General features: G+C 59.0%; 11 protein-coding genes. 6 read left to right on the forward strand and 5 right to left on the reverse strand.

Annotation, left to right across the window (positions count from 1 at the left end; translation table 11 throughout):
* Positions 1-9 precede the first annotated feature (9 nt).
* From mnmE to rpmH, 5 genes are read right to left on the reverse strand one after another with little or no spacing between them, the layout of a single operon-like run.
* Complete coding sequence (gene mnmE, locus KOL99_RS02630) at positions 10-1,377, reverse strand: tRNA uridine-5-carboxymethylaminomethyl(34) synthesis GTPase MnmE (RefSeq protein WP_216508940.1); 1,368 nt, start codon at positions 1,375-1,377, stop codon at positions 10-12.
* A 19-nt stretch (positions 1,378-1,396) separates the two neighbouring features.
* The gene (yidC, locus tag KOL99_RS02635) at positions 1,397-3,013 is read right to left on the reverse strand and encodes a membrane protein insertase YidC (RefSeq protein WP_216508941.1); all 1,617 of its coding nucleotides are present in this window, start codon (positions 3,011-3,013) and stop codon (positions 1,397-1,399) included.
* An 18-nt stretch (positions 3,014-3,031) separates the two neighbouring features.
* Positions 3,032-3,244, reverse strand: a complete 213-nt coding sequence (gene yidD, locus KOL99_RS02640; protein WP_216508942.1) for a membrane protein insertion efficiency factor YidD — start codon at positions 3,242-3,244, stop codon at positions 3,032-3,034.
* A complete protein-coding gene (gene rnpA, locus KOL99_RS02645) occupies positions 3,234-3,587 on the reverse strand; it encodes a ribonuclease P protein component (protein ID WP_183344102.1) in 354 nt (117 codons plus the stop codon). The genes yidD and rnpA overlap by 11 nt, the downstream gene beginning before the upstream one ends.
* A gap of 8 nt (positions 3,588-3,595) precedes the next feature.
* A complete protein-coding gene (gene rpmH, locus KOL99_RS02650; RefSeq protein ID WP_183344104.1) occupies positions 3,596-3,745 on the reverse strand; it encodes a 50S ribosomal protein L34 in 150 nt (49 codons plus the stop codon).
* Between the two features lie 271 nt (positions 3,746-4,016).
* Here rpmH and dnaA point away from each other — a divergent pair, with 271 nt between their 5' ends.
* From dnaA to KOL99_RS02680, 6 genes are all read left to right on the forward strand, one after another.
* Complete coding sequence (dnaA, locus tag KOL99_RS02655) at positions 4,017-5,396, forward strand: chromosomal replication initiator protein DnaA (RefSeq protein WP_216508943.1); 1,380 nt, start codon at positions 4,017-4,019, stop codon at positions 5,394-5,396.
* A gap of 217 nt (positions 5,397-5,613) precedes the next feature.
* Complete coding sequence (gene dnaN, locus KOL99_RS02660; RefSeq protein WP_216508944.1) at positions 5,614-6,732, forward strand: DNA polymerase III subunit beta; 1,119 nt, start codon at positions 5,614-5,616, stop codon at positions 6,730-6,732.
* A gap of 88 nt (positions 6,733-6,820) precedes the next feature.
* Entirely contained in the window at positions 6,821-7,915 is a 1,095-nt protein-coding gene (gene recF / locus KOL99_RS02665) for a DNA replication/repair protein RecF (RefSeq protein WP_216508945.1), read from the forward strand.
* An 8-nt stretch (positions 7,916-7,923) separates the two neighbouring features.
* Positions 7,924-10,314 carry a DNA topoisomerase (ATP-hydrolyzing) subunit B gene (gene gyrB / locus KOL99_RS02670; protein ID WP_216508946.1) on the forward strand — a complete coding sequence of 797 codons (2,391 nt, stop codon included), beginning with the start codon at positions 7,924-7,926 and terminating at the stop codon, positions 10,312-10,314.
* 191 nt (positions 10,315-10,505) lie between these two features.
* Positions 10,506-13,019: a DNA gyrase subunit A gene (gene gyrA / locus KOL99_RS02675; protein WP_216508947.1), complete on the forward strand. Its 2,514-nt coding sequence runs from the start codon at positions 10,506-10,508 to the stop codon at positions 13,017-13,019.
* A 112-nt stretch (positions 13,020-13,131) separates the two neighbouring features.
* Positions 13,132-14,655 (forward strand): HEAT repeat domain-containing protein, encoded by a 1,524-nt coding sequence (locus KOL99_RS02680; protein ID WP_216508948.1) that lies wholly within the window; start codon positions 13,132-13,134, stop codon positions 14,653-14,655.
* Positions 14,656-14,690: the final 35 nt, after the last annotated feature.

Genomic DNA, 14,690 nt, shown 5'->3' on the forward strand with positions numbered 1-14,690 from the left:
TTGCGCTCCCTATTTCCCTATACAGAAACTGGAAAAGATTCGATCGAGAACGTCATCTGCGGTTGTCTCCCCGGTAACTTGCCCTACAGCATCGAGCGCGTCCCTGAGATCAACAGGCAACAACTCCATGTTTACCCCAGCCTCTACATTGGTGACGAACGACAGGAGCGAGGATTGCGCCTTAAGGAGTGCGTCTCTGTGTCGGGCTTTGGACACCGCCACGAATTCCCGGCCGTCAATGGCATGCCCGTGCATAAAAGCATTGCTGATGGCATCACGCAGTTCAGGCACACCCTGCCCGGTAAGGGTGGATAGAGCGACTACAGGGGCACAACAGTCGTCAGGCAAAGTCGCTTTTACCGAAAGGTCTGCCTTGTTTCTGACAACTATAAAACTTTTGCTGCCTATCGCCTGCAGGATGGAGACATCATCTTCGCAGAAGTCCGTCGAGCCGTCGACAACAAAGAGCACCAGGTCGGCCTTGGGAATCCGGTCCAGCGACAGCCGCACTCCCTCCTGTTCAACCTGGTCCTCCGACTCACGTATGCCGGCAGTATCGAGAAGCTTAACCGGCAGTCCGTTTATGTTGACCACTTCCTCTATTAGGTCTCGCGTGGTCCCCGGAACAGAGGTGACTATAGCCCTCTTCTCCTTCAAAAGGGTATTGAGCAGACTCGACTTCCCGACGTTGGGCTTACCGGCGATGACCACCGATACCCCGTCGCGCAGCACCTTCCCCTCGTCGAATCCCTGAATCAAGGCATCAAGCTCGGCCAGCGCCGGCGCTACCTTGCCCAGCACGTCGGTCTCAACAGCCACGTCGACATCATCTTCGGGAAAATCGATCAGCGCCTCCACGTAGGCGAGGGCATAGACTATGCCTTCTTTTACGGTGGAGATACGCTTGGAGAGAAGCCCTTCGCGTTGGTGCTGGGCTAAGGCGAGCGACGCGTCGGTGCGGCTGGAGATGACGTCCATGACCGCTTCGGCCTGCACCAGGTCGATCCTCCCGTTCAGAAAGGCACGCTTGGTGAATTCTCCCGGCTCAGCAAGCCGCGCCCCTTGTTCCAAGGCCAACCCTAAGATGCGCGATACCACCAGCGTCCCACCGTGACATTGGATCTCGACCACGTCCTCGCGGGTGTAGGAGTTGGGGCCTTTCATGTAGACCACCATGGCCTCATCGACCAGGTCGCCGTTGGCAGGATTAACCACGTCACCATAAGAAAAACGGTGGCTTTTTAGGCCACCGTTCGACTTTGCTCTGAAGATGCTGCTTGCGATGGGCAGGGAGGCAGGGCCGCTGATCCTTACGATCCCGATTCCCCCCTCACCTACCGCTGTGCTTATTGCTGCGATTGTGTCGCGAACATACATTGCTTTGATCCACTTTAGGTCAGTCGGCGACCGACTTGTTGATGTACATCTGCTGCGCGATGGTCAGCACGTTGTTGACCAGCCAGTAGATAACCAGGCCGGACGGGAAGTTCAGGAACATGAAGGTGAAGACAACCGGCAGCATCAGCATCATCTTGGCCTGGACCGGGTCCATGTTGGTCGGGGTCATCTTCTGCTGGATGAACATGGTGGCGCCCATGATGAGCGGGGTCACGTAGTACGGGTCCTTGGCAGAGAGGTCGGTGATCCAGAGATAGAAAGGCGCGTGCCTGAGTTCGATGGAGTACATGAGTGCGCGGTACAGGCCGAAGAATACCGGGATCTGGACCAGCATCGGCAGACAGCCACCAAGCGGGTTGACCTTGTGGGTCTTGTACAGTTCCATCACGGCGCGGTTCATGGCGTCGCGGTCGTTCTTATACTTCTCCTTCAGCTCGTTCATCTTGGGCTGCAGCTTCTGCATGTCCTTCATGGACTTGTAGCTCTTGTGCGTGAGCGGGAAGAACACCAGCTTCAGGAGGCAGGTGATGACGATGATGGCGATGCCGTAGTTGCCGGTGTACTTGTAGAGGAACTTCAGGAACACCACCAGCGGCTTCGCAATGGGGGCAAACCAGCCGTAGTCGATGACCTCTTCCAGCCTGCTCCCTTGGGCTTTGAGGATGTCGAGGTCCTTCGGGCCGTAGTACAGGGTGTAGTTGACGGCTGCGCTCTGACCCGGGGCCACGGTCACGGTCGGGGAAACTATGTCCCGCAGGTTGGCGTCAACGGAGGGACGGGACAGGCGCACCTGGGCGATGCTCCCCTTCTCGGCGATGACGCTCTCCATGAAGTACTTGTCGGCAAATGCGGACCAGACGATGTTCTTGTCGAACTGCACCGGCGTCTTGAGCAGGCTGTCCAGCTTCTCGCTCTTGACGGCGTTGTCGGTGAGAGTCGAGGGGCCGTAAACTTCGTAGCGGCCGCCGCCGGCCTTCTGGTCGATGACGCGGGAAGTCTGCAGCAGGTGCACCGGAGCGGCGACCTGTGCGGAGCCGGCGTTCTGTACCTGCTCGGTAAGCCCGATGCGATAGGCGTCGCCGGTAAAGGTATAGGTCTTCTTGAACACGACGCCCTGCGGCGTGGTGGTGGTGAATTCGAGGGTGCCCTTGTTGGTGCCGGTAAGCTTGAGGTCGCTGCCGCCGACGTTGTAGAGGGCGGTCGGGTTGAGACCGAGCTCACGGGAGTCGTTCAGCAGGTTGAACCGGTTGGCTGCGGTCTCGTTGACCAGGACGATGTCCTGCCCTTTGGGTCCCGCCACATCCTTGTACTTCTTCAGTACGAACTTTTTCAGGCCGGCCCCCTGGGTGGAGAAGACGGCGCTGTAAAGATCGGTGTCGACGGTGATGTCGCGGGCGGCGCCGGCGGGTTGTGCCGGTACCGCGATGGGAGCGGTCGGTGCACCAGGAGCGGTGGCCGGAGCTGCCTGCGGGGCCGCGGCAACGGTGGCCGAGCTCACGGCAACCTGTTTGGCGCTACCTGCGGGCGGAACCTGCTTGGCGGGCGGAAAGATAAAAGAATAAGCGTACATGACCCCGATGGAGAGCAGTATCGCTATGATAGTACGTTTTTCCATTTCAATCTCCTGGAAGGACTATTTGACCGGATCGTAACCGCCCGGGTGAAACGGATGACACTTGAGTATGCGCGCAGCCGTGAGCCACAAACCCTTGAGAGGGCCGTATTTTTCCAATGCTTGTAAGGAGTAGTGCGAACAGGTAGGGTAAAAACGGCAGGATGGGGCCTTGAGCGGAGAGATGAATCTCTGGTAGAGAACGATCAGGCCTTTGAGTGTGCTAGTGACCATGTTTTTTACGCAGCCGCCCGAAGGCGGCTGCGAGCTCGGTTGAGATCTGGTGAAAGTCAAGCAAGTCAGCTCCTTTCTTGGCAACGATATTGAAATCGGCCGAGATGAAAAGAGGCTTGTTCTGCCTGTAAAACTCCCGCAGTCTTCTCTTGATACTGTTTCTGACTACGGCGTTCCCTACCTTCTTGCTCACGGTAAACCCTACCCGTGTGGCGCACCCGTCTTTCACCTTCCAAAGCAGCAGAAAGTGCGGCGTGTGCATCTTCGACGCACCGTCGTTGAACTGCAGGAATTCGGGGCGCCTGCGCAGGCGTTCAGCCTTGGGAAAATCCGAGCAGGACAAAAAGGATATTACTTGGTGGCAATGCCCACGGAGAGACGCTTGCGGCCTTTAGCCCTTCTCCTCTTGATCACGAGACGGCCGTTCTTGGTGGCCATACGCACGAGGAAGCCGTGGGTCCTTTTCCTGGAAGTATTGCTGGGCTGGTAAGTTCTTTTCATCTTTATCTGCTCCTTAAGTCTTAGGGTAACAATGCTTTTAAAGGCAAGTGTCGAACTTAAACATAAAGGCCAATTCTTGTCAAGACGTTTCTTTAAAGCCAAGTTTTGCCTTGCAAAAAAAGGGGCTGACATGGTAGTGTGACGAGCCAAAAATCTTAACATAGGCTTATTCTGTTTAAAATCCAGTAAGTCTTTGAAATCGCGCAACTTATCTATTATCAACAGTTGTTGATAAAGCTGTTTAAAAACAGTGAAAAAAAGGCCTCTCTCCATGGAAAATATTTGGCTGGAAGCCCAGGCAAATCTTAAACAAGTATTAACCGAGCAGACTTACACGACCTGGATAGAGCCGCTTAAGTTCCTTGGCGCCACCGCAGACACCGTAGTCCTCGAAGTACCGAGTTCGTTCTTTCAGAAATGGGTTACCGACAAGTACCTCTCCATGATCAAGGAAGTACTCTCCGCGATCACCTCGAAGACCTACCACATCGAGTTCCACGTCGCCGAATCGAAGCCTGAGTCCACCGAGCCCAAGGTGGAGAAGGAGTCGAAGGCGAAGAGCAAGGAAAAGGATAAAGAGAAGGAGGGGGAAAAGGACAAGGAAAAGGAGAAGGACAAAAAGCCCGAACTCGTCCCCAACCTGAACCCCAAGTACACCTTCGAGTCCTTCGTCTCCGGGCCGAGCAACCAGTTTGCCTATGCGGCGTCGCAGGCGGTGGCCAACAAGCCGGCCTCCAACTACAACCCGCTCTTCATCTACGGGGGCGTGGGTCTGGGCAAGACGCACCTGGTGAACGCGATCGGCAACCAGATCCTGGCCAAGAACCCCAAGGCGAAGATCTGCTACTACTCGTCCGAGAAGTTCATGAACGAGATGATCAACTCGCTGCGCTACAAGAAGATGGACGAGTTCCGCAACAAGTTCAGGAAGATGGACCTGCTGCTCATCGACGACATCCAGTTCATGGCCGGCAAAGAGGCGACCCAGGAGGAGTTCTTCCATACCTTCAACGCTCTCTACGAGTCGCACAAGCAGATCGTGGTCACCTCGGACAAGTTCCCCAAGGACATACCGGGTCTCGAAGAGCGCCTGAGATCACGCTTCGAGTGGGGCCTGATCGCGGACATCCAGCCGCCGGGAGTGGAAACCAAGGTAGCCATCCTCAAGAAGAAGTCCGACATGCACGCGGTGAACCTCCCCGACGACGTGGCGCTGTTCCTCGCCGAGGGTGCCACCAGCAACATCCGCGAGCTGGAAGGGATGCTGATCCGCCTCGAGGCCTTCGCCAGCCTGACCGGCAAAGAGATCACCCTGTCCATGGCGCGCGAGGTGATGAAGGACATCATCGTCGAGAAGACGCGCGACATCAGCGTGGAGATGATCCAGAAGATGGTCGCCGACCACTTCCGCATCAAGGTCTCGGAGCTCAAGTCGGACAAGCGCATCAAGACCCTGGTGGTGCCGCGCCAGATTGCCATATATATATGCCGGGAGCTGACCAAGGCGTCCTACCCGGAGATAGGCGAGAAGTTCGGAGGCAAGGACCACTCTACCATCATCCACTCGGTCAAGAAGATCGAGAAGCAATTGGCGGCCGACGCGGACCTGAAAGCGACTGTGGAAGACATCAAGAAAAGGCTGTTCACATAGTGGGGATAACTGTGGACAAACAGCCTGTCGCGAGCCCTGTCAAAATAAGCTGTGCAGAACTCACCACAACCGGGCGGTTTATCCCTTCAGGTTTCCAGGCCCAAAAGCGGAACAGTTTCAAACAGTAACGAGGTTGTCCACAGTATCAACAGGACACTATCTACTACTACAATCTTTAAAGATAAACATAATAAAAACAGAACCGGAGAGAGACGACATGGAATTCAGAATCAGCAAAGAGATTTTTATGAAAGCCCTCCAGAGAATCCAGGGTATCGTAGAAAAGCGCAACACCATGCCCATTCTCTCCAACGCGCTGCTCGAGGTTCAAAACGACCAGCTCTTCATCACCGCAACCGATCTCGAGGTCGGCATGAAGAGTTCCTATCCGACCACCGTGATCCGCGAAGGCAAGATCACCGTCTCGGCCAAGAAACTCTATGAGATCGTCAAGGAGATGCCGGACGAGGAGATCCTGTTCTCGACCAAGGACAACGACTGGGTAGAGATCACCTGCGGCAAGGCCCGTTTCAACATCGTCGGTCTCTCGTCGGAAGAATTCCCCTACTTCCCCAAGGTGAAGGAGGAGAGCTTCCTGGTCTTCAAGAACGAGATCCTGGCTGACATGATCGAGAAGACCTCCTATGCCATCTGCTACGACGAGACCAAGTACAACCTGAACGGTATCTTCATCAAGGCGTTCGACGAGAACGGCACCAACGTGCTCAAGATGGTCGCGACCGACGGTCACCGCCTCTCCGTCGCCCAAAAAGAGATCAACGGCAACATCACCGCCGAGCTTTCCAAGGGGGTCATCTTCCCGAGGAAGGGTATCTTCGAGTTGAAGAAGATGGTTGAGGAAGAAGACGGCGAGATCATGCTCGGCTTCATGGACAACAGCGCCGTCATCAAGAAGGGGAATACCGTGGTGGTGATGCGCCTCATCGACGGCGAGTTCCCGGATTACACCAAGGTCATCCCGGTCGCCAACGACCGCATCGTGCAGATCAACCGGGACAAGTTCCTCCATTCGCTGAAAAGGATGTCTATCCTCTCTTCCGAGAAGTTCAAGGGGGTCAAGATCGACGTCAATCCGGAGCTGGTGATCATCTCCTCCAGCAACCCCGAACTCGGAGAGGCGCGCGAGGAGATCGAGATCGATTACGAAGGCAACGGCATCTCGGCCCGCTTCAACGCCAAGTACCTGATCGACGTGCTCTCAGTCATGGAGCAGCGCGAGGTGGAGTTGAAACTGAAGGACGAACTCTCCCCGGTGATCATGAAGGCGGCCGACAGCGAGGAATTCCTGGCGGTCATCATGCCGATGAGGCTTTAAGACAGGTCAGAGGCGAGGTTAAGTAGAGACTAAAAAGCAGGATCAGCGGTTTTTCTCAAACCTTAACCTCAGCCTCAACCGTTCCTAAATGAAACTTATAAAACTCAAGCTTGCTTCATTCCGTAACCTGCAGAACATCGAGCTTGTTCCAGGCAAGAAGTTCAACGTTTTTTACGGCAACAACGGCCAGGGCAAGACCAACCTGCTGGAATCGATCTACCTCCTCGCCACGATGAAGTCCTTCAAGCAGGCGAAAAACGTCGAGCTGATCGCGTTCGGCTCGGAGTTCGCCCTGATCAAGGGGGTCGTGGAACGGGACCGGGTCAGCAGGGAGATTGCCCTCCTGTTGGAGAAGCAGGGCAAGAAAGCGAAGATCGACGCCAAACTCGCTACAAGGCTGGACGACTTCTTCGGCAGTCTGAACGTGGTGCTCTTCACGCCGGAAGAGATCTCCATGGTGCGCGGGGGACCGGACCTCAGGCGCCGGTACCTGGACCGGGCGGTCTTCACCTGCGATCTGAGTTACCTGGCCGCCTTCCACGACTACTCGAAGATCCTCAAGAACCGCAACGCCCTCCTGAAGGTCGGCGACAGCAGCGGGATCGAGGTCTGGACCGAGCAGTTGATCCAGGCCGCGCAACTGGTGATCGAGAGAAGAAAGGCATACCTGACCGAGATCGGCAAGCTGCTGCAGGGCTTCTACAGCGAGATTTCCGGCAACGACGAGACGGTGCAGATCGAGTACCGGCTGCACGGGGTGGACCAGAAGGCCTACGCGGAGAACCCCCGGGCGGCGCTCGCCGACGCCCTCAAGGCGCACGCGGCGGAAGAGAAGAGGCGCCAGACCACGGCGATCGGGCCGCACCGGGACGACCTCTACTTCGGACTGAACGGCCGCTCCGCCCGGCACTTCGCCTCGCAGGGACAGCAGAGATCCTTCGTGCTGGCGCTCAAGATGGCGGAGATCGAGTACATCACCAGGTGCTTCGAGGCACCCCCGGTGCTCCTTCTGGACGACATGACCAGCGAACTGGACCGGGAACGCAACAAGAACCTGATGGACTTCCTTAAGAAAAGGGAGATGCAGGTTTTCATCACCACGACGTCGCTGTCCAATGTGGCGATCGCGGACATGGAAGACAACAGAACTTTCCGCATCAACGAGGGAAAAATTCTCAACTAGAGGTAAAGATGAGCTCAGAAGAACAAAGCGATTACGGGGCGGATAAGATCCAGATTCTTGAAGGACTGGAAGCGGTAAGGAAGCGTCCGGCCATGTACATCGGTTCCACCGCTGCTCAGGGTCTGCACCACCTGGTTTACGAGTTGGTGGACAACGCGATCGACGAGGCGCTGGCCGGCTATTGCGACGCGGTCCAGGTCACCATCCACCTGGACGGCTCGGTCACGGTCGAGGACAACGGCCGCGGCATCCCGACCGACATGCACCCCACCGAGGGAAGGTCGGCGGCCGAGGTCGTCCTCACCGTGCTCCACGCCGGCGGCAAGTTCGACAACTCTTCCTACAAGGTGTCCGGCGGTCTGCACGGCGTGGGCAGCTCGGTCGTCAACGCGCTCTCCACCAAGCTGGAACTGGAGATCCGCAGAAACGGCCAACTCTTCACCCAGAGCTACCGAAGGGGCGTGCCCCAGGCGCCGCTCGCCATCACCGGCGAGACCAAGCGTCGCGGCACCAAGATCACCTTCCTCCCCGACGGCGAAATCTTCGAGACCACCGAGTTCTCCTTCGACATCCTCTCGAAAAGGCTGCGCGAGCTCGCCTTCCTGAACGCCGGCGTGCGCATCAAGATCCACGACGAGCGCACCGAGAAGGACCACGACTTCTTCTACGAGGGGGGCATCAGGAGCTTCGTTGAATACCTGAACAAGAACAAGAACCTGGTCAACCCGGAACCGATCTACATCAAGGGGGAGAAGAGCGGCGTCGATATCGAGATCGCGATGCAGTACAACGACTCCTACGACGAGAAAGTGTTCTCCTTCGCCAACAACATCAACACCCACGAGGGTGGCACGCACCTGATCGGCTTCAAGGCGTCGCTCACCCGTACCATGAACAACTACGCCACCGCCAACAACCTTTTGAAGAACGTGAAGGTGGCGATCTCGGGCGAGGACCTGCGTGAAGGCCTCACCGCGGTGATCTCGGTGAAGATATCCCAGCCGCAGTTCGAGGGGCAGACCAAGACCAAGCTCGGCAACTCCGAGGTGAAGGGGTACGTCGAGACCCTGATGAACGAGAAGCTCGCCACCTACCTGGAAGAGAACCCGGCCATGGCCAGGAAGATCCTGGAGAAGTCCATCGACGCGGCCCGCGCCCGCGAGGCGGCCAGGAAGGCCCGCGAACTGACCCGCCGCAAGGGGGCGCTCGAGGTGGGCACCCTTCCCGGCAAGCTGGCCGACTGCCAGGAGAAGGACCCGGCGCTGTGCGAACTGTTCCTGGTCGAGGGCGACTCCGCAGGGGGCTCCGCGAAGCAGGGGCGCGACCGCAAGTACCAGGCGATCCTCCCCCTGAAGGGTAAGATCCTCAACGTCGAGAAGGCGCGCTTCGACAAGATGCTCGCCTCCCAGGAGATCAGGACCCTGATCTCGGCTCTGGGCACGTCGATCGGCAAGGAAGACTTCGACATCGCCAAGCTCCGCTACCACCGCATCATCATCATGACCGATGCCGACGTGGACGGCTCGCACATCCTCACGCTGCTTTTGACCTTCTTCTTCCGCCAGATGATGGAGCTGATCGAGCGCGGCTACCTCTACATCGCACAGCCGCCGCTGTACAAGATCAAGCGCGGCCGGAAAGAGCAGTACCTGAAAAACGAGACGGCGCTACAGGCCTACCTCCTCGAGGAAGGGACCGAGGATATGACGCTGAAGCTCGGCACCGGCAACGACGAGCGCGCCTACCGCGGCAAGCAGATCATCCCGATCCTCACCCAGCTGATCGACTACGACGAGTTGTTCGACAAGGTGGTCAAGAAGGGGATCAACGAGCTGCTGCTGCGCGTCTTCCTGAAGGCCGGCATCAAGCCGGGGCTGGAGGAGATGTCGGACCTGATCGCGCTGGTGCCCAAGATGAAGGAGGCCCACCCCGAGGTGGAGGCCCAGGTCTACGACGAAAGCATCATCTTCGCCTTCGGGAACCTGAGGGTGAAGACCGATCAGGCCATCTTCGAGGTGCTGGACTCCTACGAGTACGCCATGCTGCTCGACAGCCACAAGCGCGTGCGTTCCGTGATGGGGGTAGGCCCCGCCGTGATCCTCGGGCCGGAAGACAAGGTGATGTTCGAGAGCGAGAGCCAGGACGAGATCCTCTCCTGGTTCATGGAGAGCGCCAAGAAGGGCCTCTACATCCAGCGCTACAAAGGTCTGGGCGAGATGAACCCGGAGCAGCTCTGGGAGACCACCATGCACCAGGAGAACAGGGTGCTCTTGCAGGTGAAGATCGAGGACGCCGTGGCGGCAGAAGAGATCTTCACCGTGCTCATGGGGGACCAGGTAGAGCCGCGCCGCGACTTCATCGAGCAGAATGCGCTTAACGTCGTCAACCTCGACGTGTAAGAGGGGGCGGAGGAGCCCGGCAGAGCGCGTGAGAACGTGTTAAGGCCGCGTGATCCTTAAATAAAAAAAATTTCCCCTCCCTTCGGGAGGGGATAGCGTTTTGCATATTTCTACTGCAAATCAATTGTGAGGGCATTTTTCGGGGTATTTCACCCGAAGATGCCGCCTTTTGACCGGAAAGGGTTTCCTAAATGCTGAATCAACTGAACAAGGTATCGGTAAACATCGAAGACGAGATGAAGCGCTCCTACATGGACTACGCCATGTCGGTCATCGTCGGCCGCGCGCTTCCCGACGTACGTGACGGCCTGAAGCCGGTGCACAGGCGCTGCCTCTACGCCATGTACGACATGTCAAACGACTGGAACAAGCCGTACAAGAAATCGGCCCGCGTCGTCGGCGACGTCATCGGTAAATACCACCCGCACGGCGATACAGCCGTCTACGACACCCTGGTCAGGATGGCCCAGGACTTCTCGCTCAGGTACCCGCTGGTCGACGGCCAGGGTAACTTCGGCTCCATCGACGGCGACTCCCCGGCGGCGATGCGTTACACCGAGATCAGGATGGAGCAGCTCGCCCACGAGCTCCTGAACGACCTGGACAAGGAAACGGTGCCGTTTGGCCCGAACTACGACGACTCCTTGAAGGAGCCGCTGGTTCTTCCCTCCAAGTTCCCGAACCTGCTCGTCAACGGCTCGGCCGGCATCGCGGTCGGCATGGCGACCAACATCCCGCCCCACAACCTCTCCGAGGTGGTGGACGCCATCGTCGCCATCATCGAGAACCCGCAGCTCTCCTTCGAGGAGCTGGTGGAACTGATCCCGGGCCCGGACTTCCCGACCGGCGGCTTCATCTACGGCCGCGAGGGGATCATGAAGGCGTACTCCACCGGCCGCGGCATCATCCAGATGCGCGCCAAGGTGCAGATCGAGACCCAGAAGAAAACCGAGCGCCAGTCCATCGTGGTCACCGAGATCCCCTACCAGGTGAACAAGGCGAAGCTGGTGGAGAAGATCGCCGAGCTGGTCAAGGAGAAGAAGATCGAGGGTATCTCCGACCTCCGTGACGAGAGCGACCGCGAGGGTATGCGCATCGTCATCGAGCTCAAGAAGGACGAGAACCCCACCATCCTCCTGAACCACCTGTACAAGCAGACCCAGATGCAGTCCTCCTTCGGCATCATCATGCTGGCCATCGTGCACAACCGGCCGCGCGTCCTGACCCTGAAGGAGACCATCGAGTTCTTCATCGAGCACAGAAAAGAGATCGTCACCCGCCGCACCATCTTCGACCTGAAGAAGGCCGAGGCGCGGGCCCACATCCTGGAAGGCTTGAAGATCGCCCTGGACAACCTGGACGAGGTGATCGCCCTGATCAAGGCCAGCGCGTCGCCGGCCGAGGCGAAGGTGGGCCTCATGGAGAAGTTCGGCCTCTCCGACCTGCAGGCCCAGGCCATCCTGGACATGAGACTGCACCGCCTGACCGGTCTCGAGCGCGAAAAGATCCTCGATGAGCTGCGCGAGATCCTGAAGTACATCGCCCGCTTGAAGGAGATCCTGGCTTCGGAGTCCGAGATCCTCAAGATCATCGTGGGCGAGCTGCTGGAGCTCAAGGACAAGTTCGGCGACAAGCGCCGCTCCGAGATCGTGATGCAAACCGCGGACATCTCGCTCGAGGACACCATCGTCGAGGAAGACATGGTGGTCACCATCTCGCACACCGGCTACATAAAGCGTAACGCCGTCACCCTGTACCGCGCCCAGCGCCGCGGCGGCAAAGGGAAGACCGGCATGAAGACCAAAGAGGAGGATTTCGTGGAGCAGCTGTTCATCGCCTCCACCAAGGACTACCTCATGTTCTTCACCGACGCCGGCAAGGTCTACTGGTTGAAGGTGTACGAGATCCCGGAAGCGGGGCGCGCCGCGCGCGGCAAGGCGATCGTGAACCTTTTGAACCTCGCCAACAACGAGAAGATCACCACCATCCTCCCGGTCAAGGAGTTCGTGGACGACAAGTTCATCATGATGGCCACCAGGAACGGCGTGGTGAAAAAGACCAACCTGATGGAGTACTCGCACCCGAGGGTGGGGGGCATCATCGCCGTCAACCTGGACGATGGGGACAAGCTCATCTCGGTGGCGCTCACCGACGGCAAGCAGGACGTGCTGCTCGCCACCGCTACCGGCAAGGCGATCCGCTTCAAGGAGGACGACGTCCGTACCGTGGGGCGCGTCTCCCGCGGCGTGCGCGGCATGACCCTCGAGGACGAGGACGTGGTGATCGGCATGGAGATTCTCAACGAGAACTTCACCGACTCCACCATCTTCACCGTCACCGAGAACGGCTACGGCAAGCGGACCGAGATCAGCGAGTACCGCACCCAGTCCCGCGGCGGCAAGGGGATCATCACCATCAAGACCACCGAGCGTAACGGCAACGTGGTGGACATCAAGCAGGTGGTTGACGACAACGACCTGATGCTGATCACCGACCAGGGCAAGATCCTGCGCGTCTCGGTGGCCGGCTTCTCCATCATCGGCCGCAACACCCAGGGCGTGCGCCTCATGGTGAAGGAAGAGAACGAGCGCGTGGTCGCCGTGGCCCGCCTGGCCGAGAAAGAGGACCAGGAGGAGAACGAAGAAGAGAACGACATCGACGAGATTGTCGAACTCGAAACCGAGGGCGGCGAAGGCGAGGAGTAAAACCCTCCCCCACCCCGGCAAGAGCAGCACAGCAGCACAGGCAGCAAACGTCGAACATGCAACCTTTGCCCTCCTTTGGAGGGGTGCCATGCGGTGAAAAAAGGGTAGGCCCATGCAACAGAGCGAGAAGGTAGACAACTCCCTCAACGAGCGTCGCGACATTCTGGATCTCCTGGTGCGGCTGAAGGGTGACGGCATCTCCATCCACGAGATGGAACGGATCGGCCACAAGTTCCAGCAGGCCGGCAAACGCGCGCTGCGTCCGCTGGTGCGGGAACTCTGGCGCGAGAACTCGGGCGAACTCATCACCAAGTACGCCTACATCCTGGACTTCTTCGATACCGAGGACTGGCTCGACCAGCTGATCCAGATCGCGCTCAAGCGCCAGGATCTTGCTGCCGACGGCAAGGCCGCCCTGTTGATCGCGCTGGAAGGGTACGGCGTCGACGTCAACTCCCCGCCCTTTAAGCAGGAGAAGGGAGCCTCCGGCGGCACCTCGCTGGGGCAGCAGGTACAGGGCGCCATGCAGTTGGGCGAGGAAGGGATGGTCACCTTCCTGGACGACTTCCTCTCCTACCCCGCCGAGGTGCAGCAGATCGTGATCCGGGAGCTGTGCCAGTCGGGCGACCTCAACTCACCCCGGCTGCTGGAGGCGATGCTCTGGCACGAGGATCGTGACATCGTGCACGCCGCTCTGGCTGCCCTGGGGAAAATAAGGGATACGCGCGCGGCCCGCGTGCTGCAGGACTTCCTGGCCGACTGCGGCGCGGAGCTCGCTCCCCACGCGGAGAAGGCGCTGCGCCGGCTCAGCTTCCTCGGCGTCGCGGTGCCGCCGCCGCGCAGGCTGCTCCCGTACCATGCCGCCTACGCCACTCCCCCCGACGGGGACGGTTACCGTTCGCTGCTGCTGTCCCGCTGGGTAAGCGCGGACACGGTCACCGTGCTGTACCTGCAGGTGCACGAAAGACGCGGGGTGCTGGCGGCGTGGGGCGCCGGCGAGCTTACCCTGGACAACTTCTCCGCCGAGGTGGAAGGCTTCCGCATGCAGGACGACCTGATCGAGGTGGCGCCGGGGTACCTGCTGGACCTGGTGCGCGACGCCCTTTACTGGAGTCGCGATCTCTGCTACCTTCCCGCCGACTTCTACATGAGGCGCGGCATCTTCGCCGGGGAGGACATGACGCCGGCGCGGTACTCCGAAAAACTGACCGACCTCCCCCGCTCCCGCGTGCTCAGCTTTCAGGAAGGGGACCAACTGGCCCAGCGGCTTTTCGCCGACTCCTTCTTCTCCGGCTGGTTCATGGCCGCACAGCGGGTCTACGATTTCGCCGAGGAATACCGCAGCGGCAAGGGGAGCGACCAGGTGATCGAGCGCTTCTGCTCAGAGCTGATAGCTCCGGAACTGGAGCTGATCCGGGAGCGGCTGCTCGTCAGCGCCGACCTGATGCGCCGCTGCGGCAGGGACAACCTCGAGGTGGCACGCATCGTACGACTCGCCGACAGCCTGATCGACAACCCGCTGCCGCACCATCTGCACCCGTTCCTGCGCCGCTTCGCCCTGGAAAGCATGGAGATCGCCCGGGAATCGCTGGAGCGCGGCGACGAGCCGCCGCTGAGGGCGGTGGAAGAGCTGTAGCGGAACGCTCTCACCCCGACCCTCTACCGGAGGGA

The organism is Geomonas azotofigens (assembly GCF_018919395.1).
GTDB lineage: Bacteria > Desulfobacterota > Desulfuromonadia > Geobacterales > Geobacteraceae > Geomonas > Geomonas azotofigens.

Bases quoted from the DNA above. Each gene is read 5' to 3' on its own strand.
- mnmE (WP_216508940.1), bottom strand. From the start codon at position 1,377: ATGTATGTTCGCGACACAATCGCAGCAATAAGCACAGCGGTAGGTGAG.
- yidC (WP_216508941.1), bottom strand. From the start codon at position 3,013: ATGGAAAAACGTACTATCATAGCGATACTGCTCTCCATCGGGGTCATG.
- yidD (WP_216508942.1), bottom strand. From the start codon at position 3,244: ATGGTCACTAGCACACTCAAAGGCCTGATCGTTCTCTACCAGAGATTC.
- rpmH (WP_183344104.1), bottom strand. From the start codon at position 3,745: ATGAAAAGAACTTACCAGCCCAGCAATACTTCCAGGAAAAGGACCCAC.
- dnaA (WP_216508943.1), top strand. From the start codon at position 4,017: ATGGAAAATATTTGGCTGGAAGCCCAGGCAAATCTTAAACAAGTATTA.
- dnaN (WP_216508944.1), top strand. From the start codon at position 5,614: ATGGAATTCAGAATCAGCAAAGAGATTTTTATGAAAGCCCTCCAGAGA.
- recF (WP_216508945.1), top strand. From the start codon at position 6,821: ATGAAACTTATAAAACTCAAGCTTGCTTCATTCCGTAACCTGCAGAAC.
- gyrB (WP_216508946.1), top strand. From the start codon at position 7,924: ATGAGCTCAGAAGAACAAAGCGATTACGGGGCGGATAAGATCCAGATT.
- gyrA (WP_216508947.1), top strand. From the start codon at position 10,506: ATGCTGAATCAACTGAACAAGGTATCGGTAAACATCGAAGACGAGATG.
- KOL99_RS02680 (WP_216508948.1), top strand. From the start codon at position 13,132: ATGCAACAGAGCGAGAAGGTAGACAACTCCCTCAACGAGCGTCGCGAC.